This is a genomic window from Caulobacter sp. GW822-FHT07D08 (assembly GCF_058798735.1).
Map to the genome: position 1 here is coordinate 19,114 of NZ_JBXAKU010000029.1, position 20,245 is coordinate 39,358.

Below are 20,245 nucleotides of genomic sequence, written 5' to 3' on the forward strand. Positions count from 1 at the left end.
AGCATATTGGAAACATGGAATCGAAAGCCGCCGTCGCAAGCCTGTCCGCCCTCGGCCATGAGGGCCGCCTGGCGATCTTCCGCCTGCTGGTCAAGGCCGGACCGGCCGGGATCGCGGCCGGCGAGATCGCGCGGCGCCTGGCCATGCTGCCCAACAGCCTTTCGGCGAACCTCAACGTGCTGTCGCACGCCGACCTGATCACCTCTCGCCGCGAAGGCCGCTCGATCATCTACTCGGCCGACTACGCGGCGATGACCGGTCTGCTCGGCTTCCTGATGGAAGACTGCTGCAACGGCGCCCCCGAGATCTGCGCGCCTTTGAGCGACATCGTCTCCAAGGCCGCCGACTGCGATGGAACCTGCCTTACCGAATTGGAGACGGCATGACCGACGACACCCGCCACCGCCCGCTCAACGTCCTCTTCCTCTGCACCCACAACTCGGCCCGCTCGGTCATGGCCGAGTCGATCATGAACCGGGTCGGCGCCGGGCGCTTCAAGGCGTTCTCGGCCGGCTCCACGCCAAGCGGCGTTCTGGATCCCCGCGCGATCAGCCTGCTTCAACACCTGAACTACAAGACCGACCACCTGCGGTCCAAGGCCTGGGACGAGTTCGCGATCCTCAACAACCCGGACGCTCCCGACCTCGATTTCGTGTTCACCGTCTGCGACAACGCCGCTGGCGAGATCTGCCCGATCTGGCCGGGCCAGCCGATGACTGCTCACTGGGGCATACCCAATCCCGGCTCGACCCAAGGGTCCGAGGCGGAAGTAGCCCTGGCCTTCGCCGACGCCTATCGCCAGCTCAACAGCCGCATCACGCTTTTCTGTGCCCTGCCGATGGCGTCGCTGGACCGCCTGTCGCTGCAGCGCCGTCTCGACGAGATCGGCCAGTCCAAGGCGCCCGACACCTCGGTCGCCTGATCCTTCTTGTTCCCGCTTTTCCTGGTGATCCATGTCTGACGCCGATTTCCCGATCGTCATCTTCCACAACCCTGCCTGCGGCACCTCGCGCAACGTCGTGGCGATGGTCGAGGCCGCCGGCTACGCGCCCAAGGTCATCGAATATCTGAAGGCCGGCTGGAGCCATGAGCAACTGCGAGAATTGGCCGGCGAGGCAGGTCTGACCTTCCGCCGTTTGATGCGCGAGAAGGGCACGCCCGCCGCTGAATTGGGCCTGTTGGCGGATGCGGCGAGCGAAGACCAGATCCTCGACGCCATGGTCGCCCACCCCATCCTGGTCAATCGTCCGATCGTAGTCACGCCCAAGGGGGTGAGGCTCTGCCGGCCTTCCGAGGTCGTGCTCGATCTGCTCGACCGCAAGCCGGCGAACTTCACCAAGGAAGACGGCGAAGTCGTCGTCCTGTGATCCTCGCCCTGCTGATCTTCCTGCTCACCATCACCCTGGTCATCTGGCAGCCCAAGGGTCTCAGCATTGGCTGGAGCGCGACCCTCGGGGCCGTCCTGGCCCTCCTGACGGGCGTCGTCCATCTGGGCGACATCATCACCGTCTGGCACATCGTCTGGAACGCCACCGGCGCCTTCATCGCGGTGATCATCATCAGCCTGCTGCTCGACGAGGCGGGTTTCTTCGAGTGGGCGGCCCTGCACGTGGCCCGCTGGGGCGGCGGTAAGGGGCGGCTGCTTTTTGCTTCGATCGTGCTGCTGGGGGCGGCGGTGTCGTCCCTGTTCGCCAATGACGGAGCGGCCTTGATCCTCACCCCGATCGTCATCGCCATGCTGATGGCGCTGGGCTTCAAGGACAAGGCGACCCTGGCCTTCGTGATGGCGGCCGGGTTCATCGCCGACATGGCCAGCCTGCCGCTGGTGGTCTCCAACCTCGTCAACATCGTCTCGGCCGACTTCTTCAAGATCGGGTTCAGCCGCTACGCCCTGGTGATGATCCCGGTCGACATCGCCGCCATCGCCGCCACGCTCGGGGCGCTGATGCTCCATTTCCGGCGCGACATCCCCAGGACCTACGACGTCGGCCAGCTGAAGCCGCCGCGCGAGGCGATCAAGGACGCGGCGACCTTCAAGGCCGGCTGGGTGGTCCTGGCGCTGCTCCTCATCGGGTTCTTCGCCCTGGAACCGCTCGGCGTCCCGGTCAGCGCCACCGCCGCCGCCGGCGCCCTGGTCCTGCTGGTCATCGCCGGACGCGGACACATCATCAGCACCCGCAAGGTGCTCAAGGGCGCGCCCTGGCAGGTCGTGATCTTCTCGCTGGGCATGTACCTAGTTGTCTATGGCCTGCGGAACGCGGGGCTCACCGACCAGATCGCGGACCTGCTCAACCACTTCGCTAAGGGAGGGGTGTGGGGCGCGGCGTTTGGCACCGGCGTGCTGACCGCCCTGTTGTCCTCGGTGATGAACAACATGCCCACCGTCTTGGTCGGCGCCCTGTCGATCGACGCCAGCGGCGCTACGGGCGCGGTCAAGGAGGCGATGATCTACGCTAACGTCATCGGCAGCGACCTCGGCCCTAAGATCACGCCGATCGGATCGTTGGCCACGTTGCTTTGGCTGCATGTGCTCAGCGCCAAGGGGATCAAGATCTCCTGGGGCTACTATTTCAAGGTCGGGATTGTGCTGACGATGCCAATTCTGCTCATCACGCTGGCGGCCTTGGCGCTCAGGTTGACCGTGATGCCTTAGGCCCTGAGCCGCATAAGCGGCCGCTGGGCAAGTTTGCACGTGCAAACTATCGACCTCGGGTTCGGTCCTTGCCGGGTCCAAGGTCCTTGGTCACCGTTGCCTCGGGCGTTTTCCCGCCCTCCACGCCGATCGACCTCGCCATGGCAACGCGCCGGCTCACTGGCGCAGGCATCGCCTTCACGAACGACTCCACCGAACGTCCCAGGGCCTGATCCTTAGGATCACTCGACGCAGCCAAAACCTTGGCCGCCGCGCGATAGGTCGACCGGACCTGCGCCTGGCGCTGGCGCATCGTCTCCTCCCAAGGCTGGGCCTGGCCGCCATGACGGGCCAGGCCCTCGGCCTCCCGCCGCGCCTCGCGCAACACGCGCGGCTCGTTCTGGCCGGTGCGCTCGAACCGCTCGCGGGCCTTTCGCACCGGCGTCCGCTCCGGCTTCTGGGTGATCCCGCGCGCCCGGCGCGGCGTGGCCTCCGCCTCGATCCCTCGCCCCCTCAGCTCGCGCGCGAACCGCTCACGCCAATCGGCCAGGTCCGCCTTCTTCGGATTGAGGCGCTCGCCGCCAACCCCAAGCGAGCGGACGCTCAGATGCACATGCGGCTGCTCGCCCTTGGCGTCCTGATGGAAGGCGAACACATAGGGGAACGTCTCGCCAAACTCCGCCCGGGCAAAGGCCCGGACCGCGTCTTTCATGCGCTCGGGGTCGGTGCCCACCGGCATCGACAGCACGATCGAAACCGACATCGTGCTGTTGGCGCGGCGGCGGCTATCGCTCTCGCCCGACGCTGCCCAATCCAGCGCCAGCTCCTTGACTGCGTCGCGGCCGTGAACGTAGGCGCCGTCCGACTGCTCCAGGTCCAGCTCCCCCTTGCGAGAGATGTAGTCCAGGTGCGCGCCCAGATGCTCGCCGTCCTTGGTCTTGCCGGTGATCTTGACCATCACCTCGGGCGCCTTCTCCACGACCCTGGCAAGCTTGGCCTTCGCCTCACCCTCCCCTGCACGGCCGGCCGGCCCGCCAAGAACACTGCCCTTGGCGATGATCTTTCGTCCACCCGCTGGCGGCCGCCACACCTGGTCAAAGCCGCGCACGTCGCGAAAGTCGCTCAAGCCTCATCCTCCCAATAGGCCAGGTTTCCCCTGAACGCTTCGGAGAGGCCGCGCACGTGCTCGCGGATCTCGCTGCGGAAGGCCTCGATCGACGACATCTCCGCGTCCAGAACCGAGCCCGGCATCACCGCGGTGTTCATGGCCCGGGCGATCTGGTTGATGTTGACGCCGATGCGCCGAAGTTCCTCCTGCACCGCGTAGAAGGCCAGCTCCTCGGGGCGGCTGAAACGCGGCCGGCCAAAGAGCCGCCGACGCAGTAGCGCCAGCACCCACTCTGTTCGCCGCAGACCCTGGTCGCCCGACACCGCGTCGAGCGCGGCCTGGTCGTCAGGCTTGAGGCGAAGGGTCAGCTTGGTCGACTGGCCGCGTGGCGCCACCGCTGGGCCGGAGGCGTCCGCCCCGACCGCCTGGGCGACCATTTCACGAAGCTTCTTGGAGCGGCCGGACGAGGCGAGCGCGTCGAACTTCGCGGCGAGATCGTCGGGGAGTTGGAAGGCGAACATGGCCATCAGCGGAGCGTAATTTATAAAAACGCCGGCGCAAAGCCTATCCTGCCCTCACACCCATCGGACATACGCTCCCTACGATGTTCCCACGATTCCCTGGATCCACGGCCAAGATTCGCCGCCGAGAACCCACGCGCCCACTTCGCCTCAAAGTTGCCTTTGAGCCTCCCTATCAAGAAAGAGCTAAGGGGCTTTGCCCCTCGCGCGCGGGGCGTGAAGTCTCCGCTACGCTGCGACCGGCCGGGGGGTGTCCCCGACCTTCCCTCGCTGCGCTCAGTGCAGGCCGGGTGATCCCCCTCCCCCCGGCCGCGCCCCACTTGCTACCCCCGCCTCGCCGGCGGGCAGGGGTGCAGGCAGGCCGCACCCTGCTTGTAACGACAACCGCGCCTGACCGGCCACGAGCGTACCGGAGTTCAAGTTTGCAGTTTCGAGATCTCGCCCGCCTCGCCCAGCTCACCCCGCGCCAACTTCGCCGCTACGAACGCGAAGGGCTCATCCGCCCAGCCTCCACCGACCACGGCGAGCCTCAGTACACGCCGCAGTCCGCGCCCTTGGCTCGGCGCATCAACGTGCTGGTGGACTTGGGCTTCACCACCGGGGAAATCCGCACCTTCCTGGACCGCATCGACGATCAGCCGTCCGAGCGCTACGCCCAGGTCAGCGATCTGCGGGGCCGCCGCATCGCCAAGATCGACGCGGTGATCTCCAAGCTAAAGGCCACACGCGCCGAGCTGGTCGGCCTGCTGGTCACTGACGAGGGGCTAGACGTCCAAGATCAGGCGGCGGCCGTCCGGCGTCGGTAGCGCCAGCAAGGTGTCGTATTTCCAGCTGGCCAGCGCGGCCAGAAACACCGAGGCGCCTTGGTAGGCGTAAGCGTACCAAGGAAGCCCGCCCTGGAAGACCGCAAAGCCGATGAAGGCCAGCGCGCCCAGGACCACATAGCCGCGCAACAGGAACTGCACGACGCCCCGGCAATAGAGCAGCACGAAGAACGCCGCGTAGTGCAGCCCCGTCACCATCGCGCGCTGGACCGCGCGGAATATGCCGGGAAGATCCAACTAGGCGCTCCGTGACCTCACCAGCCGAATGTCGGCCACGGCGGTCGGCTCGGTCGCTCCGCCGTCGAACGCCACCAGCGCCGTCTCGGGATTGGGACCCGGCTCCAGCAACAGGCGGCCCGTGCGCTTGCCGACCTTGACGTCGAACCCGGCAAGCTTGGCTCGCGACGGGCTGGGCTTGGGCGCGGACGGCTCGGCGGGGGTGTCGGTTTGCACGTGCAAACTCCCCTCCCCTGCCCCGCCCTTGGCCGCGCTCTTGCCCGTCGCGGGCGCGGCCTCGACCGTCTTCCCGGCTTTGGGGGCGGGCTTCAGTTCGGCCGACAGCGCCACGGCCTCGCGCGTGGTGATCGCATCGCCCCGTTCGGCGACCAGAGCCTGGGTGCGGGCCGCGTCGCGCTTCCAGGCGATGGACAGCTCGTAGAGCGTGCGTGCCCCAAGCTTTGGCGCCAGGGCCTTCAGCTCGGGCGGCAAGTCGCGAAGCGCCGCATAGATCGAGATGGCTTCCTTGGAACGGCCAAGCTTTTCACCAACCTGCGCCTGGTTGAGGCCCAGGCCCAGCAGCCTTTCGACAGCCGTGGTCATTTCCGCCGTGTTGAGCGGCTCGCGCTGATCGTTCTCGATCACCTGGGCGGCCAGGATATCGATCTCGCTGGCGTCGCTGGTGGTGATCACCGCCGGGATGCTCTCCAGGCCCGCCAGCCGAGCGGCGCGAAAGCGGCGCGCGCCAAACCGGATCATGTAGCCCCTATCGTCCTTGGGCCGCACGGTGATCGGCTGGAGAACCTTGTGATCGCGCATCGAGGCGGCCATGTCGGCCAGCTGGGCGTCGTCGAACCCGGTGCGCGGATTGTTGGGGTCCTCGTAGATCTCCGACAGCGGCAGCTCCTTCAGGCGCGAGCCGTCCGGCTCGCCGCTGTCTTCGACCAGGCCGCCCACGAGCGCCGCGAAATTGGTGGTCATGGCGTTGATCCTCTAGGCGGCGACGGCGGCCGACAGGCGGCCCTTGATGGTCGTCAGCACGCCGCGAATTTCCTTGGCGGCGTCCTGGGCGGCCTTCTTCTTAATGGTCCAGACCGGGGCCTTCAGGCTGACGGCCTCGGCGTAGCCCTGGCGTTGAGTGAGCACGCCCTCGAACATCAGCGAGGTTCCGCCCTGGGTCAGCAGGGTCTTGAGGTTCTCGCGCTGGCGCGGCGAGGTGCTGACAAACCGCGAGGGCAGCAGCCCCAGAAAGTCGATGCGCCGCCCGCCACGGGCTTGGTCCTCGACCAGCTTGATCTGCTTGCGCAGCTTGCCGATGCCCAGCAGCGAATAGTCTTCCAGGTCGATGGGCGAGATCACCAGATCGGTGACCAGCAGCGCCGCGAAATTACGCCCACCCCAGGTCGGCGGGGTGTCGATGACGCAATAGTCGAACTGGTCCTTCAGCGCCTCGAACCGCTTGGCCATGGCCGGGATGGCGTCATTGAGCTGGGCGTCCACATTGTGCAGCTTGTCGTCGGCGCGCAGCACCGTAATGCCCGGCAGGCCCTCAAGCTTCTGGTCGGGGCCGAAGAACAAGGCGCTGCTCAGGCCGCCCTTGCGCTCGGCGTCCAAGGTGTGGCTGGCGTTGGCCTGGGGGTCCAGGTCTATGAACAGGACGCGCGTCGCTGCTTCCTCGGCCAGGAACCAGGCCAGATGGATGGCCAGCATGGTCTTGCCCACGCCGCCCTTCTGGTTGTTCACGACGATGGTCTTCATGCGCTTTTCTTCCTGCCCGAGCGCTCGGGGCGTCGGTCGGCCAGTTCGTTGTCGTTGACGGTGAACCCCGCCGCCTTGAGGGCTCGAAGTACGATCACCCGAAGTGTCACGCCCTGGGCGGCGGCCTGCTTCTTCAGCTCGTCGCGAAGCGCCGTCGGGACCTTCATGTTGAGCATGGACTCGCCAGCCTCGTCGCTCACATCCATGCCCCGCCAAACCCTCAAGACCGCGCCGCCGAAGGCGGCCGAGTCGTTGTGATTCAGCATAGTCAAAAGATAAAGAGGTTTCAGCCGTCATCGCGGCGGTCCTCCTGATTTTCTCGCCAGAGCAACCATGCCCCCTCGTCGGTGGGCGGGCGAGAGACCCGCCCGACCAGGGCCAGCGCAACGAAGACAAGCAGGGCGACAAGCATTGGCGTCCTTCCATCAGTGGCCGCCTAAGCGGCCACCTCCTGCTGGGCGGCCTCTGCCGCGCCGGGCTGGTAGCTTTCCAGGAGATCGACGGCGCGCTGGGCGTGACCGGCGGCGGTGAAGATGAATCGCTTGTCGTCCTTCAGGACCTTCAGCCACGAGCCGATATAGGCCGCGTGGTCTTCGATGTGGGAGGGGCGAAGGCCCAGGATCGCGCCGACGAAGGCCGCGCCCAGTTCGGCGCAACATTCCTCCTTGGCGTAACCCTCGTCGCCGAAGGTCTTGCGGCCAAAATCACGGTCCAAGCGCGAAGGGTGGCGCGTCCAGTGGATGAGCTCATGGGCCAGGGTCGCGGCGTGGTGCTCGGCGTCGGAGAATAGCTCCAGCGGCGGCATGTGGATGTCGTCGGTGCTGATCCGGTAAAAGGCACGATCGCCGGTGTTAATGACCTTGGCGGGGATGTTGCCGAAGAACGCATCGGCCGCCGCGATCCGCTCGGGCAGGGGGCCGGGCTCAACCCTCTTGACCACATAGCGCTCGGGCAAGCCGTCGATCTGCTGGCTGTTGAACACCGTGTAGGCCTTCAGCCACCGGCGCACGGTCGGACCGTCCTCGCCGTCGCCCTGGCCAACGCCCTCTTTGTCGGGCGCGTCCTGGTCGCCAAAGACGCTCTGCCCGGCCTTGACGACTTTGCTGCCCCGCTCGCCCTTTCGCACGCACCCGCCCAACTCCAGCGCCTGCTGGAAGGTCATCCAGTAGGGGGAGGCAAAGCCGTGTTCCTGGGCCGCGCCCCACAGCATCAGCACATTGATGCCGCGATAGGGCTCGCCGTTGAACCGCAGGGGGCGAAGCGATCCGCCCGCCGAGCGCCAGGGCTGCTCCCATGGCTTGGTTCCGGCCTCCAGGGCCTTGATGATCTGGTCGGTGACGTGCTGGTGAACATCGAAACGCTCGGCCGTTGCGGCCTTGGTCGAGGCCTTGGCGGCGGCGGTCTTGCGGCGCTTGGAGGTGGGGGCTTTGGTCATGTCGGGGCTCCGTCTCTAAGGCTCAAGAATACATCTTTATGTTTTCCGTGACTAGAAGATAAAAATGTTTTCTTTCCCCTTGTCGGCTTGGGTTGGCTCGCTTCTTTCGCGATCCAACCGGCTAGGCCGGCGCCAATGAGCCGGGGGTAGCAAGGGGGCGGCCAGGGTGGGGGAGGGGGATCACCCGACCTGCACGACCAATGGGAGGAAGGTTGGGGAAACCCCCGCCCTGGGTCGAAGACTTCACCGCCCCTGCGCGAGGGGCGACGCCCCTTAGCTCATCGACTGCAAGGAGGGCGGGCCGCAGGCCCGCGCCGTTTAGGCGGGGTTTGCACGTGCAAACTTGGGCTCTGGCATCTGGTCAGCAGAAAGCCGGTTTGCACGTGCAAACCGGCCTCTGGAGAGGGTGAGCCGGGGCGCAAGGCCCCGGCGCCCGCGACCTATTCGGCGGCCATGGGAACCTCGTCCTCGTCCCACGGCGCGCCCTCATCAAGGCCGTCGTCATCCTCGGCGTCATAGGCCGCCTGTTCGACCGCCTCCTCGTCCTGGACGATTTCGCGCGGGCGAAGGATGGTCGGCAGCCAGCCCTTGCCCTCCAGTCGACGCTCGGCCTCGGCCACGAGTTCTGGCTTCTTGAGCCCGGCTATATTCTCGGCCGCCTGGGCCGTCGTGGCCTCTTGGACCGCCGCGACGATGAGAGACTTGGAGATCCGGCCAAAGTAGCCCTGCGCCGTGGGCGCCCACCATTGGGCCATGTCCAGGTTCAGAGCCTTGGCCAGATGATCGGACGCCACCTGCCGGGCGCTGTTATCCTTCTCGAAGGGCTGCTTGACCGCATCGACCATCTGGGAGGCCGCGTAGGCGACAAACTCCATGAGCTGTTCGGTGTCGCGCGCCATCAAGAAAGGCCAAAGGTCGGCGTGGCTGAGCGGCAGCAGCAGGGTCATCCGCCCTTGGGCATGCTTGAGAGCCTCACCCGCCTTGCTGGCCTCGAAACCCTCGGCATGCTTGCGTGGATGGTTGGCCGACAGATCGGCCTGAAGGTTGATGGTCGAGGCTGGGGAGGAACGATGGCCCGCCCCGTAGTGGGTAAGCAGCAGCAGGGAATGGACGATAGCGACGAACGCCACGTCGGGTCGCTCGATCAACGCCGCGCGCAAGGCAGCGGTGCGATGGGCGGTAAGGTCCAGCACCAGCTTGTCGGGCAGGGCGCCGACCGCCTTCTTGGTGCGCTCACGCGCCGCGGATGCGCCGCCATCCGTCGCCTTGCCGTCGAGCTTGCGCAGGGCCTTGGTGTCCGCGCCTGGCTTGGCGCAACCGCGCTCTATCCGAAGCGCGCCGTCATCGCCGATGGTGACGATGGCGCCGGTGATCGCCTTGACCTCGGGCGCATAGACCTCCTCGCCAGAGCTTTCCAAGTCATAGATCAGGTCTTCGATCTGGCTGATGCGCTCGGCCGCTTGCTCCGTCTGCGGGTCCATCTCCTCCAGCTCTCGCATCTCGGCGGTGAGCTCCTCGATCCGGGCCAAGGCCTCGGCCGGAACCGGCGCGACGGTGGGATAGGCTCGGCCATAGGTTTGCGACAGGCTGTAGTCGAAGCGCAGCGTGGTCTCCACCCACGCCCAGCCTTCCGGTTCCAAGGCCTTGGCCTGAGCCTCCAGGGCCTCGCTGGCCAGCCGCTCCAGGAGCGTCAGGTCGGTGATGAACCCCGCGTCGTCAGCCTGGGCGAAGAGGTCCTGGCTGACCGCGCCGCCCGCCGCTCGGTAGGCGTCTAGCCCCACGAACTTGGCCGTTGCGTTCGTCTGGCTGTTGACCCGGCCGCCGACCAGACGCTGCTTGACCCGGTAGGCCTGCCGGTCGTGTTCAGGGACGTCGAAATAGGCCGCTTCCTGCTCGCCGTGGTCATCGGTCAGGGTGAAGGCCGCCATATGGTCCAGCGTCACCGCGTTGGCCCGGAACAACTCCATTAGGCGCGGCGACACCGTGGCCAGCTTCAGCCGCCGCTCGACGATGCGCGGGGCGACTGAGAAGCGCTCTGCGATCTCCGACACTGTCTTGCCCGTCAAGCTGAGGGCATGAAAGGCGGCGAACTGGTCGGCCGGGTGAGGGGCAAGCCGCACATTGTTTTCCGCGATGCTCTCCTCCAGCGCCGTGGCCTCGTCGGGACACACCACGCACGGCACCGGGAAGGCGCGGGCGATCTCCTTGCGGTCGGCCAGGATGTTCAGTGCCCGAAGGCGGCGCCCGCCGACATGGACCTCGAACCGGCCGGTGGCCTTGCCCTTGCCGTCGTGCTGGGCGGTGACCCGAAGGTTTTGCAGCACCGTCTTGCTAGCCCCGATGTCGGCGACCAGATCGGCGGTGTCCACGTCGCCTTGGCGCATGTTGTTCGGCGACAGGACCAGCTTGCTGAGTTGGATTTCACGAACGGTCATCGGTTGAACTCCGTCTTGGGGTTGGGGTCGATGCTTTGCGCATCTACCCCTGCCCGCCGGCGAGGCTGGGGGTAGCAACCGGGGGACGGCCGGGGGGAGGGGGATCACCCGGCCTGCACTGAGCGCAGCGAGGGAAGGTGGGGGACACCCCCCGGCCGGTCGGAGCGCAGCGCAGACTTCATCCCCCGGGCGCGAGGGGCGACCGCCCCTTAGCCATACGCCACGCATGCGTGGCCAAAGGACCGATGGGTCTCGCCCGCGAGACGCCGCCGCTGCTGCTGGAGGAGATGACCGTCATGCCTTGCCGCAATGCTGGTCCCCGGGAACCCAAGCGAGGCCATTGCATTTTCACGGAGCTTGACCGCAACGGGACTGTTCGAGGGCTGCACGCGAAGATGTCTGACGACGCCTACATCTTCCTTGGAAACTCCAGGGCCGGCGCGACGCTGTTCATGGATATTGCCGGATTTGAGAGCGACGACCTGGCGCGCGCTCACGCCGTGAGCCTTTTGGATCAGCACCACAGCACTGACCTCGTGGAAATCTGGCGGGCCACGCGCCTCATCGGTCAAATCCCGCGCCTAGACCCGGCGGGGCCTGCCGCCATAGGCGGCTAGCAAGCCCGCGGCTTGCCGGGCGCGACGCGCCGCCCCGTAGCCGAAGTTTGCACGTGCAAACCTGAGCCCTGACGACGGCCAGAACTCCACCGCGCACGTCGCCAGCTAAGTCGCTGGCGCCTTGGCGGTCCTCGCTTGCTCTGTGGGGGAGCCGCTCGGCCCGCCATCACCGTGGATTTCTGGCCGGCGCCGAGCCTAGCGGTCTTTGTCGCCAAGAAGGGGATCGGTAGGGGAGGGGGCGTGGTCCTGCGAGGCGTTGCGCCAAGCCTGTTCTTTGCTGACCTCGACGATCGTGCGCCCTGCGCGAAGGTGCTCGGCGACCTGGTGGCGCGCCTTTTCCAGCAATCGGCCCTGGGCCTCGACATCATGGGCCATGGCGCTGCCAACGACGGCGGCGATCTTGTCCAGGTTCGCCCAGGCCGCCTGGAAGCTGCCGTCACCGCTGGCCAGCGCCGCCTCGCGGCTCATCGCCAAGAACTGCGCGGCCCGCTCAGGGCCGCGACCGTCCTCGGCCCGTTGCAGGGTCTGGATGCGCGCCAGGATCAGCTCGGCCATCGGCTCGGTCTTGGCCAACTCGAAGCCGATCCGGGAAGCCTCGTACCAGGCCGCCTGGTCCTCGGGCCGGATCCGAAATTCAAAGCCAGCGCGTTCTGCCACGCCGCCCAGCCAGATGCGCTGGGTGCGGCCATTGCCTTCGATGAAGGGGTGGGCGGCGTTGATCTCGGTGATGAAGTTGGCTGAAGCCACAGCGAAACCTTCCGCCGACAAGCCCTTCAGCTCACCGGCCGCGCGGAAGGCGGCAAATTGCTTTTCCATCCAAGGCGCGATCTGCTCGGGCGGCGCGAACGGCGTGGGGCCACGGCCGGTCGTATAGGTCCGCTCCTGGCCCGCCCACGCATAGAGGTCCTGGAAAAGATGGAAATGGATGGCCTTGAACGCGGCATAGGTCGGCTCGCCTGCGTGAGCGGGCATGCCTTCTTCGATGCGGGTGTCGGTGAAGAGACGCTCGGCGGCGTCGAGCGAGGCTGCATCGCGCAGCCCCAACTCGTTCACCAGCACGCGGCTGCCCGGATAGAAAACCCGCTCGAACGCGGCGCGCTCGGCGTCCTTGCGATCGCTCACTAGGCCTTCTGGGCGAAGTAACCGCGCAGGGCGTCGCGCTTTTGGGCGGGGCTTTTGCCCTCCGCGTCCAGCCGGGCCATCAACTGGTCAGCCTGGGGGTCGCGACGCACGCCCTCGATGTCGTTGTTGGCGCTCATCTGCTCGCGGCGCCAGGCCACGTCTGCGGGATCGGATGAGGACCAACGGCCCATGGGAAACTCCTTCGAACACCAGGGAATATAGCATCTGGTAGGGGAGGGGGCCAGCCCGGCGGCTGGCCCGGCCCGGTCAGTATTCGCTGGCCAGCATGATAATCACAACGCGCCGGGTGAGCTCGGCGCTCCACTTGACCGGCGAGTGCTCGTCACGCTCCGGGTGATAGTAGTCGATCTTCCAAAACAGGCGTTCGTCCCAAAGCTCGAACGCCCCGAAATCACGCTCGCCATAGGGATCATCGCCCTCGTCGAAATCGGTAAACCTCGCCAGTCGGGTGGCGAGCTCAACGCCCCGATCCTCCCCGTTGGCGGCCTCGGCGATCAGGGCGGCGACGCCGCCCGTCGCCAGCCAAGTGGCGTTGACGGTCTTGGGTGCGGTGCGCGCCAGATCGTTGAGGCGGGCGGTTTCCACGGTGCGCTCGGCGTCGCTGGCGAACAGGGGCTTGTCGGTCACGGGTCGATCTCCGGTCTGGGTTCGATGCCTTGCGCATCAACCCCTGCCCGCCGGCGAGGCGGGGGTAGCAAGCGGATGACCGGGGGAGGGGAGGGGGATCGCCCGGCCTGCACGACCCAAGGGAGGAAGGCGGGGGACACCCCAAGGCCGGTCTTCCGCGCGCGAGGGGCCAGGCCCCTTAGCCAGCGGTCAAGGAGGAGCCCGGAGGCCCTAGCCTACGCCCGCTCGCCATCGCACCCGATAGCCGTCTCCACCGCCGCCAGCAGGGCGTGCACGGTCTCGCAAGCCTCCGGCACATTGATCACCGCGAGCAACGCCTCCGACCGGCTCACGATAGCGTGGCGCTGATAGGCGGGGCTGAGCTTCCGGGTCAGCGGGCAAAGCGCCTCGGGGAGACCAGCCAGCCCAGCCCGCCGCGCGCACTTCAGCGCCTTGCGCAGATCATGGCGGATGTGTCGGCGGTTCCAGTCGTCGGCGAACCCGCGCCAAAGCAGGAAGGACTTAAGCGAGAGCTCGATGGCGATCGCAAAGTCGTAGAGCGCGTGATCGGGATAGAGGGCGCCGGTCTCGTCGCCGCTCCGGAAGAAACCTCGGGCGTTGCGGCGGAAGGTCTGGGCCAAAGCTCGATCTGGCGCTGGCCGGTTGGGTCGTCGATGCGCCATCATGCGGCAAGCCGCCTGATGTCGGCGATGGCCCGCATGACCAGGCCGTGGACCCGCTCATGGTCCTCCGGGTAGAGCAGAGTCATCGCGATTGTCAGGTTCGCTAGGACGCCGTCGACGCTGGTCGCAGCCGCGGTCGGCAGGTTCTCCAGGATCGCCTCGCTCTCCTCCTCGAGCTGATCCAGCCGGTCGCTGATTTCGCTCAAGCGACCGCCTTCGCGGATAGCGGCGCGTTCGGGGGTCGTGAGGCGGTGCCAGGCATGGGACTTGATGAGCTCGCCCTCCAGGGTGCCCCACGCCAGCGCCAGACGATTCCGTTCGGCGTCGACATTGAGCCAATGCCGGCTGATCGCGACGATAGGGTCGGCCGGCGTTCCAGGCGGGGCAGCGGCGAAAGCGGGACTGGCTGTAACGCCCGCGAGAACCGCGCGGCGGGAGAGGGCAGGCAGGCGCGAGACCGCGTCTCCCGCCTTGCGACGTGAGGCCATGGCTTGAACTCATCTGTTCACTTAAGAACAGATCGCTACCACAGCGGCCGACGACAGGACAACCCTAAATGATCCGTTCTGAACATTTTATGTTCTCTACATGTTGCTGACCGCCGGGCAGATCAGGGCGGCGCGCGCGCTTTTGGATTGGAGCCAGCCCAGGCTGGCCGAGGCTGCTGGCCTGTCGCTGATGAGCATCCGGCGCATGGAAGACCCCAAGAACGGTCCTGGCCAACGCGCGGCTGCGAACGTCGAGGCTGTTCGTGCGGCCCTCGACAACGCCGGCGTCCAGTTTCTGCCGCCTGATAACCTTGGCGGCCCAGGCCTTCGCCTGAAGGCCTAACCCACTAACCAGGCGAACAGATCGACACATCCCCTTCGGAACCCACCGGCCATGGCGCCGGTTGGAAGGAAAAAGGGAGCCTTTGATGTCTGACGACAAAGCCAAGACCAGTCCGCAGGACGCCTCCAAGATCAGCCTGAGCGAGGACTACGAGGTCCAGTACTGGACCAAGACCCTCGGCGTTTCGCGCGAGGAACTCGCAAAGGCGGTCAAGTCGGCGGGCAATGGCGCCGACGCCGTGCGCGCCCACCTTCAGCGCGGCGCTCACTAGGATGTCGCGGCGGCCGATCCAGCATGAGCTGCTCGGCCGCCAGACCGCTGGGCTCGTCGTGTTCGTCGCTCTGGCGATGTTTCTAAGCGCTACCCCGGTCGCCGCGCTCGGCGACGGGACAAGGCCCGGCGCGGGCGCGCCCCTCTGCCAGTCCCGCTGATGGCCCAGGCCAAAATCGCAAAGCATCGGGCCATCCGCCGTCCAGCCCTGGAGCGCCTACGGCGACTCGTCGACTATGTGCGCCGCCGTCCCACGACGCCCAGTGTCGGCGATCCCTACGGCCCGCTGACGGTCGGAGGTCTGGTCCAGCAGCTCCAGCGGTTTGATCCGGACATGCGCGTGATCATGCCCGGCGACATCGAGGACTGGACCGACGTCCACGAAGCCCATCTGGATATTTTCGCGCCGCAGAGACGCTACCCTCAAATCCTGGAGCTGGCCGACGACGGCGATCCTCGGGCGATTTTGGTCGTCCGGTTGTTTGGCGCGCCCGACGTCGACTGATCAAAAGATGGGGCGTTGCGGGGTGTCCCCGCAGAGGGGGTAGCTTGAGACCAAGGCTCAAGCTCAGGGGGAGACCTCCCCCTCCAAACCCTCAAACCAGACCGCGTAGCTTGTATTGCGCACCATCCGGCGATTTTCATCCGGTGACCCGTCCAGCCACCAAACCGGCCCTCGCTCGCCCAGACCGCGCTTGGCTTCATCAACACGCACCCTTGCCTGCTTTTGCCCCTCGAGATCCCCGCGTCGCCCGCAAACCCCCACCTCGCGCCTAGCCGCCATCAACTGCGCCACCAGAGCCTTCCGGATGTCAGGATCCAGCCCCGGATTGGACGTCCTCCACAGACGTCCCCTAACCACGAAATACCGGCCATCCGGAGTCACGGGATAGGCGTTGGCTGCCTTGGTCATCGATCCAAGACGATCCACGTCGGCGCATGGTCGCTGGCCTCCTCCTCCCCACGCACCCAACGATCGACGCCCGCATCGACGAGATCATCAACCAGGCTGGTGGAGATCAGCAGATGGTCCAGGCGCATGCCGTGGTCGGTCCCCCATCGATTGCGAAGGTAGGACCAGAAGGTCCAAAGCGGTCCGACGGGATGCTGAGCGCGCAGCGCGTCGGTCCAGCCTTGGTCGAGCAGGCGGCGGAAGGCGGCCCGGCTTTCCGGCGCAAGCAGGGCGTTTCCGGCATAGGAGTGGTTTGCGTAGATGTCGTCGTCGGTGGGGATTACGTTGTAGTCGCCCGCCAGGACGACAGGCGCGCCCGTGGCCATCAGCGCCGCGGCGTGCGTCAGCAGCCGTTCCATCCATGCCAGCTTGTAGTCGAACTTGGGGCCCGGGGCCGGGTTGCCGTTCGGAAGGTAAAGGCTGGCGACGAGGACGCCGTTGATCGCCGCCTCGATGTAGCGGGCCTGCGTGTCCTTAGGATCGCCTGGCAGGCGGGTTCGCGTGACGACGGGCTCAACGCCCCGCGCCAGGATCGCCACGCCGTTCCAGGTTCGCTCTCCGACCCAGGCGGCCTGGTAGCCCAATTGCTCAAGAGGCTCGATCGGGAAGGCGCCCTGCTCAGCCTTCAGTTCCTGCAGACAAACGACGTCAGGCTCCTCTTGGGCCAACCAATCGAGAAGGTTGTCCAGGCGGCCGCGCACATCGTTGATATTGAACGTGGCGATCTTCATCGGCGCGCCCCGCCACCTGCTCTTGGTTCAAGGCTCGGGCGCACGGTGAGGATCATCTGTGCTCAACGCAGTATCCGCGCTTTAGCTCAAGGCTGTGGGCGTCGCGAGCGGCGCCAACGGCGGAAAGCGCGCCTTCAGCGACTGCGCGATGGGCGCCACGGTCGCCAATCGAGATGGATCCTCAACGCAAAGCGCAGTGACCAAGCGCACGATCAGTTCAAGGTCGGGATTTTGCAGGCGCTCGTGCTGGCGTTCCAACCTCGTCAGGTAGCGCGTGTCGCCGGGCGGGTAGTTCGCAATCGCCTTTTCGACGTCGGCACGGAGCGACACGAGCCGATCGGCCACGCCGATCGCCATGGCCGCTTGCACGAAATTGGAAAGTTCTGGCTGCACACAATATCCCTAGCCCAGAGCGCTTAATGAACCCTGTTATCTGATGTTCGGGAGATGAGTTTTCTACCGCGACCCGCTATGCTGGCCACGTGCAAGAACATCTCGATCTGACCGGCGCATCAGGCGCTAGCTATCGCTTTCGTCTGGTCGAGGACCCGGCGCAATTGCCCGCGACGGCGGGCATTTTTCTCTACGTTCGCTGGCGCGGCTCAGCGCCGCAAGTCATGTGCTGCTCGGCGGTCAACAGTCTGGTCCAGGCGCGGGAAAACTGGGACTTGGCCGTGCGATCCCACGGCGTACAGGGCATCTACATCCGCCTCAACGTGGCGCGCGCCACGCGGGGAGAGGAGCACAGCGATCTTGTCACCCGGCTGCGCCCACCGATGCTTGGACAAGACGAATGACGAGGGGCGCTCCTGACAAGGTCGTTTCGGCCTTAAAACCACAACGCTGAAAGATCGCCGTCGGCGATGGAACGTCTGGGCACGGTAAGAGTCTGTCCTCGTGATGAGCGACCTCAACACAGCCAGCCCCACCGAGATCGCCGCCGCGGGCGTAAGCTCCGCGCTCGCCCGCGCGATCGCGCTTTGGCAGCCGTATCGCTGCTGGGACGACCTCTTGCTGGTCAGTGAGATCGACCAGATTGTCATCGACCAGCTGCGCCAAGGCGGCTTCGAAATCGGCAAACCCAATGACGGCGCCTGGGTCGTGCCACAGCCCTTCAAGCTCTCTGCCGATTAGCGCATTATCCCCGACCGGCAGCGTGAGCGCAGGCTTTTCGCCTCACGGACTTGCCTTCGCTTGTTGTGATGACACCATGGGTCGGTCGCCAAGGAGCTTCGTTGTGACTCAGGCCCGCTTCGACGCTCAGGTTCTGAAGATCGCCGCCCTGGTGGGTGGATCGCTTTCGGTTGCTCGCTTCCTGTTCCAAGACCTTTCAACCGAAGCAGCGTTCTGCGCTTCGCGCCATAGGATCGCGTTCTGTAGAGCGCTCGACGCCGCGGTCGAGGCCTTTGCGGTCGAATACCTGCGCTCGGCCGACGCAGCCCAGGCGCACAACGCCGCGTGCGCCAGGCTCGAGGCCATGGCGATCTTGAGGAAGAGCGCCCACTAGTCTGTCGACAGAGACTGCGCTAGCTCAGCCGACAAGGCTGGAGTGCGCGCTCCCCAATGCACCTGTTTAGGGCCCGTGTCTCTGGAGAGTCAAAGCCCACTTAAGGAAGAAAAGTCCGTGACCAACGACGCCCCGGCGACAGGACCCCACCATGTCGATCTGCACGTCGGCGCGCTCATCAGAGCCCGACGAAAGGCGCTCGGCATTTCACAGTCGGAACTGGCGGATTGGCTCGGGCTGACTTTTCAGCAGGTGCAGAAGTATGAGCGCGGCTCAAATCGCGTGAGCTCCTCCAAGCTGTATGAAATCGCCCTGAAGCTCGACACGCCCTTGGCCTCCTTCTTTGAAGGCCTTGAGGCCTCAGACAACACGGGCTCAATCGCCGGCGGCCTGACAGGGTTTCTAAATCAGCGCGGCGCCCACGAGCTTGTGGCGGCTTTCACGGCCATGTCACCGGCGTTGCGCCGTCAGCTGGTTAGCCTGGCAGAAGCCATGGCCGGCGACGACGCGTAGTCAACAGAAGTTGCGGCTTCGCTGAGCCCAAGCCATATCGCCCTGATCGCCCGAGCGCGTTTGAAGTGTCTGGAGCACGTCGCCCAGATCATGGACCTTGTATGCGACCAGATGAACGACATCGCCCTCGCGCTGGATACGGCCATCGACGCCCAGCAGGCTGGCGCCCAGGATCACGCGCCGCTGCTTTTCATAGAGCGTGGGCCAGATGACGAGATTGGCCACACCGCTCTCGTCCTCGATGGTGATGAACATCACGCCCTTGGCCGAGCCCGGCCGCTGGCGCACCAGAACCAGCCCGGCGGTCTGGATGAAACCGCCATCGCGCCCTTCGCTGACCGCGCGGCAAGGCTTGCGACGCTGACGGGTCAGGTCTTCGCGCAAAAGCGCCAGCGGGTGGCGGCGTAGCGACAGACCCAGGTTGCCGTAATCCTCGACGATCTCGCGGCCCTCGGTCATGGCCTTCAGCTGCGGCGCCGGCTCATTGAGTTCGGACGCCTCAGGCTGATCGAACAAGGGCAGGGCGGTGTCGCGCAATGCCTTGATCGCCCACATCGCCTCGCGCCGGTGGAGGCGAAGGCTGGGCAGATAGGCGTCGGCTTCGGCGAGCTTCCCCAGCATCCCGGGCTTCAGGCCCGATCGACGCCAGATGTCGTCGATCGAGGCGTAGGGCTGGTCTCCGCGCGCGGCCACCAAGGTCGCGGCCTCTTCATCGACCAAGCCTTTGATCATCCGCAGACCAAGGCGGACAGCCAAGCGATCCTCCCGGCCCGTCGGCTCCAGGGTGCAGTCCCATCGCGAGCGATTGACGCAGACGGGCCTGACCTCCACCCCGTGCTCCACCGCGTCGCGCACGATCTGCGACACGCCGTAAAATCCCATCGGCTGGGAATTGAGCAAGGCGGCGCAGAAGGCGTCGGGGTGGTGGCACTTGAGCCAAGACGAGGCGTAAGCGAGCAGCGCAAAGCTCGCCGCGTGGCTTTCCGGAAAGCCGTAGGACCCAAAGCCTTCGAGCTGGGAGAAGGTCTTCTCGGCGTACTCCTGCTCGTAGCCGCGAGCCACCATGCCGCCGACGAGCTTGTCGCGAAAGTGCGTCACCCCGCCGGTCATCTTGAAGGTCGCCATGGCGCGGCGCAGCTGGTCGGCCTCGCCCGGCGTGAAGCCCGCGCATTCGATGGCCACCCGCATGGCCTGTTCTTGGAAGAGCGGCACGCCCAAGGTTTTGCCCAGCACCTTCTCGAGCTCGGGCGTCGGGTAGCTCACCGGCTCCAGACCTGCGGATTCCGACGATGCCGCCCACCTATTCCGAGATGATCGCGCCCACCATTCCGAGATGATGCCGCCCATCCGAGGGGTCTTCGTTGGTGGGTTTATATAGGGGGCTGGTCTAGGCCACAGACCCATAAACGGGATTCCCAAAAAGTGGCGGGGCTGATTCAAACCTTCTGAGACGGGAGGTTTGA

At 66.0% G+C, this 20,245-nt stretch carries 29 protein-coding genes; 13 read left to right on the top strand and 16 right to left on the bottom strand.

What is annotated here, in order from left to right; all coding sequences use genetic code 11:
• Positions 1 to 14: 14 nt before the first annotated feature.
• From AC1RJ9_RS27045 to AC1RJ9_RS27060, 4 genes are read left to right on the top strand one after another with little or no spacing between them, the layout of a single operon-like run.
• Positions 15 to 386, top strand: coding sequence for an ArsR/SmtB family transcription factor (locus tag AC1RJ9_RS27045; protein ID WP_492841646.1), 372 nt, complete (start codon positions 15 to 17; stop codon positions 384 to 386).
• Positions 383 to 922: an arsenate reductase ArsC gene (locus tag AC1RJ9_RS27050; protein WP_492841648.1), complete on the top strand. Its 540-nt coding sequence runs from the start codon at positions 383 to 385 to the stop codon at positions 920 to 922. The genes AC1RJ9_RS27045 and AC1RJ9_RS27050 overlap by 4 nt, the downstream gene beginning before the upstream one ends.
• A 31-nt stretch (positions 923 to 953) precedes the next feature.
• Complete coding sequence (gene arsC / locus AC1RJ9_RS27055; protein ID WP_492841650.1) at positions 954 to 1,367, top strand: arsenate reductase (glutaredoxin); 414 nt, start codon at positions 954 to 956, stop codon at positions 1,365 to 1,367.
• The gene (locus tag AC1RJ9_RS27060) at positions 1,364 to 2,653 is read left to right on the top strand and encodes an arsenic transporter (protein ID WP_492841652.1); all 1,290 of its coding nucleotides are present in this window, start codon (positions 1,364 to 1,366) and stop codon (positions 2,651 to 2,653) included. The genes arsC and AC1RJ9_RS27060 overlap by 4 nt, the downstream gene beginning before the upstream one ends.
• A gap of 46 nt (positions 2,654 to 2,699) precedes the next feature.
• Here AC1RJ9_RS27060 and AC1RJ9_RS27065 read toward each other — a convergent pair whose 3' ends face one another.
• Together AC1RJ9_RS27065 and AC1RJ9_RS27070 are read right to left on the bottom strand one after the other, a co-directional pair.
• Complete coding sequence (locus AC1RJ9_RS27065) at positions 2,700 to 3,758, bottom strand: relaxase/mobilization nuclease domain-containing protein (RefSeq protein WP_492841654.1); 1,059 nt, start codon at positions 3,756 to 3,758, stop codon at positions 2,700 to 2,702.
• Entirely contained in the window at positions 3,755 to 4,267 is a 513-nt protein-coding gene (locus AC1RJ9_RS27070) for a MobC family plasmid mobilization relaxosome protein (RefSeq protein ID WP_492841656.1), read from the bottom strand. The genes AC1RJ9_RS27065 and AC1RJ9_RS27070 overlap by 4 nt, the downstream gene beginning before the upstream one ends.
• 416 nt (positions 4,268 to 4,683) lie before the next feature.
• Between AC1RJ9_RS27070 and AC1RJ9_RS27075 the strand changes: the two genes are divergently transcribed.
• The gene (locus AC1RJ9_RS27075) at positions 4,684 to 5,067 is read left to right on the top strand and encodes a MerR family transcriptional regulator (protein ID WP_492841658.1); all 384 of its coding nucleotides are present in this window, start codon (positions 4,684 to 4,686) and stop codon (positions 5,065 to 5,067) included.
• Here AC1RJ9_RS27075 and AC1RJ9_RS27080 read toward each other — a convergent pair.
• The 6 genes from AC1RJ9_RS27080 to AC1RJ9_RS27105 form a co-directional block, all read right to left on the bottom strand.
• Positions 5,026 to 5,322, bottom strand: coding sequence for a hypothetical protein (locus AC1RJ9_RS27080; RefSeq protein ID WP_492841660.1), 297 nt, complete (start codon positions 5,320 to 5,322; stop codon positions 5,026 to 5,028). The genes AC1RJ9_RS27075 and AC1RJ9_RS27080 overlap by 42 nt on opposite strands.
• Positions 5,323 to 6,282: a ParB/RepB/Spo0J family partition protein gene (locus tag AC1RJ9_RS27085; RefSeq protein WP_492841661.1), complete on the bottom strand. Its 960-nt coding sequence runs from the start codon at positions 6,280 to 6,282 to the stop codon at positions 5,323 to 5,325.
• A gap of 12 nt (positions 6,283 to 6,294) precedes the next feature.
• Positions 6,295 to 7,059 carry a ParA family protein gene (locus AC1RJ9_RS27090; RefSeq protein ID WP_492841663.1) on the bottom strand — a complete coding sequence of 255 codons (765 nt, stop codon included), beginning with the start codon at positions 7,057 to 7,059 and terminating at the stop codon, positions 6,295 to 6,297.
• On the bottom strand, positions 7,056 to 7,259 hold the full coding sequence (locus AC1RJ9_RS27095) for a hypothetical protein (protein WP_492841665.1): 204 nt from the start codon (positions 7,257 to 7,259) through the stop codon (positions 7,056 to 7,058). Before AC1RJ9_RS27095 ends, AC1RJ9_RS27090 begins: the two co-directional genes overlap by 4 nt.
• Positions 7,260 to 7,495: 236 nt before the next feature.
• Positions 7,496 to 8,494, bottom strand: a complete 999-nt coding sequence (locus tag AC1RJ9_RS27100) for an ArdC family protein (protein WP_492841667.1) — start codon at positions 8,492 to 8,494, stop codon at positions 7,496 to 7,498.
• Positions 8,495 to 8,934: 440 nt separating this feature from the next.
• Positions 8,935 to 10,929 carry a ParB/RepB/Spo0J family partition protein gene (locus AC1RJ9_RS27105; RefSeq protein ID WP_492841669.1) on the bottom strand — a complete coding sequence of 665 codons (1,995 nt, stop codon included), beginning with the start codon at positions 10,927 to 10,929 and terminating at the stop codon, positions 8,935 to 8,937.
• Positions 10,930 to 11,174: 245 nt separating this feature from the next.
• Between AC1RJ9_RS27105 and AC1RJ9_RS27110 the strand changes: the two genes are divergently transcribed.
• Positions 11,175 to 11,546, top strand: a complete 372-nt coding sequence (locus AC1RJ9_RS27110; RefSeq protein WP_492841671.1) for a hypothetical protein — start codon at positions 11,175 to 11,177, stop codon at positions 11,544 to 11,546.
• 195 nt (positions 11,547 to 11,741) lie between these two features.
• Here the strand turns inward: AC1RJ9_RS27110 and AC1RJ9_RS27115 are convergent, their stop codons facing one another.
• The 5 genes from AC1RJ9_RS27115 to AC1RJ9_RS27135 form a co-directional block, all read right to left on the bottom strand.
• Complete coding sequence (locus AC1RJ9_RS27115; protein ID WP_492841673.1) at positions 11,742 to 12,668, bottom strand: Fic/DOC family protein; 927 nt, start codon at positions 12,666 to 12,668, stop codon at positions 11,742 to 11,744.
• Positions 12,668 to 12,859, bottom strand: coding sequence for a hypothetical protein (locus AC1RJ9_RS27120; protein WP_028040819.1), 192 nt, complete (start codon positions 12,857 to 12,859; stop codon positions 12,668 to 12,670). The genes AC1RJ9_RS27115 and AC1RJ9_RS27120 overlap by 1 nt, the downstream gene beginning before the upstream one ends.
• 76 nt (positions 12,860 to 12,935) lie before the next feature.
• Positions 12,936 to 13,316, bottom strand: a complete 381-nt coding sequence (locus tag AC1RJ9_RS27125; RefSeq protein WP_492086131.1) for a DUF3768 domain-containing protein — start codon at positions 13,314 to 13,316, stop codon at positions 12,936 to 12,938.
• 215 nt (positions 13,317 to 13,531) lie between these two features.
• Positions 13,532 to 13,936, bottom strand: coding sequence for a hypothetical protein (locus tag AC1RJ9_RS27130; RefSeq protein ID WP_492086130.1), 405 nt, complete (start codon positions 13,934 to 13,936; stop codon positions 13,532 to 13,534).
• A 41-nt stretch (positions 13,937 to 13,977) separates the two neighbouring features.
• Positions 13,978 to 14,466, bottom strand: coding sequence for a hypothetical protein (locus AC1RJ9_RS27135; protein WP_492086129.1), 489 nt, complete (start codon positions 14,464 to 14,466; stop codon positions 13,978 to 13,980).
• Positions 14,467 to 14,566: 100 nt separating this feature from the next.
• On the opposite strand from AC1RJ9_RS27135, the gene AC1RJ9_RS27140 reads away from it, so the two are divergent.
• The 3 genes from AC1RJ9_RS27140 (at position 14,567) to AC1RJ9_RS27150 (ending at position 15,584) form a co-directional block, all read left to right on the top strand.
• A complete protein-coding gene (locus AC1RJ9_RS27140; RefSeq protein WP_492086128.1) occupies positions 14,567 to 14,809 on the top strand; it encodes a helix-turn-helix domain-containing protein in 243 nt (80 codons plus the stop codon).
• An 85-nt stretch (positions 14,810 to 14,894) separates the two neighbouring features.
• Complete coding sequence (locus AC1RJ9_RS27145) at positions 14,895 to 15,080, top strand: DUF3606 domain-containing protein (RefSeq protein ID WP_492086127.1); 186 nt, start codon at positions 14,895 to 14,897, stop codon at positions 15,078 to 15,080.
• Between the two features lie 159 nt (positions 15,081 to 15,239).
• Positions 15,240 to 15,584: a hypothetical protein gene (locus AC1RJ9_RS27150; RefSeq protein WP_492086126.1), complete on the top strand. Its 345-nt coding sequence runs from the start codon at positions 15,240 to 15,242 to the stop codon at positions 15,582 to 15,584.
• 404 nt (positions 15,585 to 15,988) lie between these two features.
• Here the strand turns inward: AC1RJ9_RS27150 and AC1RJ9_RS27155 are convergent, their stop codons facing one another.
• Together AC1RJ9_RS27155 and AC1RJ9_RS27160 are read right to left on the bottom strand one after the other, a co-directional pair.
• Positions 15,989 to 16,762, bottom strand: a complete 774-nt coding sequence (locus AC1RJ9_RS27155) for an exodeoxyribonuclease III (protein WP_492086124.1) — start codon at positions 16,760 to 16,762, stop codon at positions 15,989 to 15,991.
• A gap of 81 nt (positions 16,763 to 16,843) precedes the next feature.
• Positions 16,844 to 17,155 carry a hypothetical protein gene (locus tag AC1RJ9_RS27160; protein WP_492841677.1) on the bottom strand — a complete coding sequence of 104 codons (312 nt, stop codon included), beginning with the start codon at positions 17,153 to 17,155 and terminating at the stop codon, positions 16,844 to 16,846.
• 89 nt (positions 17,156 to 17,244) lie between these two features.
• Between AC1RJ9_RS27160 and AC1RJ9_RS27165 the strand changes: the two genes are divergently transcribed.
• The 4 genes from AC1RJ9_RS27165 to AC1RJ9_RS27180 all read left to right on the top strand — a co-directional run bounded on the left by AC1RJ9_RS27165 (position 17,245) and on the right by AC1RJ9_RS27180 (position 18,782).
• Entirely contained in the window at positions 17,245 to 17,559 is a 315-nt protein-coding gene (locus AC1RJ9_RS27165; protein WP_492086122.1) for a hypothetical protein, read from the top strand.
• 103 nt (positions 17,560 to 17,662) lie between these two features.
• Positions 17,663 to 17,896, top strand: a complete 234-nt coding sequence (locus tag AC1RJ9_RS27170) for a ComEA family DNA-binding protein (protein WP_492086121.1) — start codon at positions 17,663 to 17,665, stop codon at positions 17,894 to 17,896.
• A gap of 103 nt (positions 17,897 to 17,999) precedes the next feature.
• Positions 18,000 to 18,269, top strand: coding sequence for a hypothetical protein (locus AC1RJ9_RS27175; protein WP_062094411.1), 270 nt, complete (start codon positions 18,000 to 18,002; stop codon positions 18,267 to 18,269).
• A gap of 117 nt (positions 18,270 to 18,386) precedes the next feature.
• On the top strand, positions 18,387 to 18,782 hold the full coding sequence (locus tag AC1RJ9_RS27180; protein ID WP_492086120.1) for a helix-turn-helix domain-containing protein: 396 nt from the start codon (positions 18,387 to 18,389) through the stop codon (positions 18,780 to 18,782).
• On the opposite strand, the gene AC1RJ9_RS27185 is transcribed toward AC1RJ9_RS27180, so the two are convergent.
• Positions 18,783 to 20,186 (bottom strand): helix-hairpin-helix domain-containing protein, encoded by a 1,404-nt coding sequence (locus AC1RJ9_RS27185; RefSeq protein ID WP_492841680.1) that lies wholly within the window; start codon positions 20,184 to 20,186, stop codon positions 18,783 to 18,785.
• Between the last annotated feature and the right edge of the window lie 59 nt (positions 20,187 to 20,245).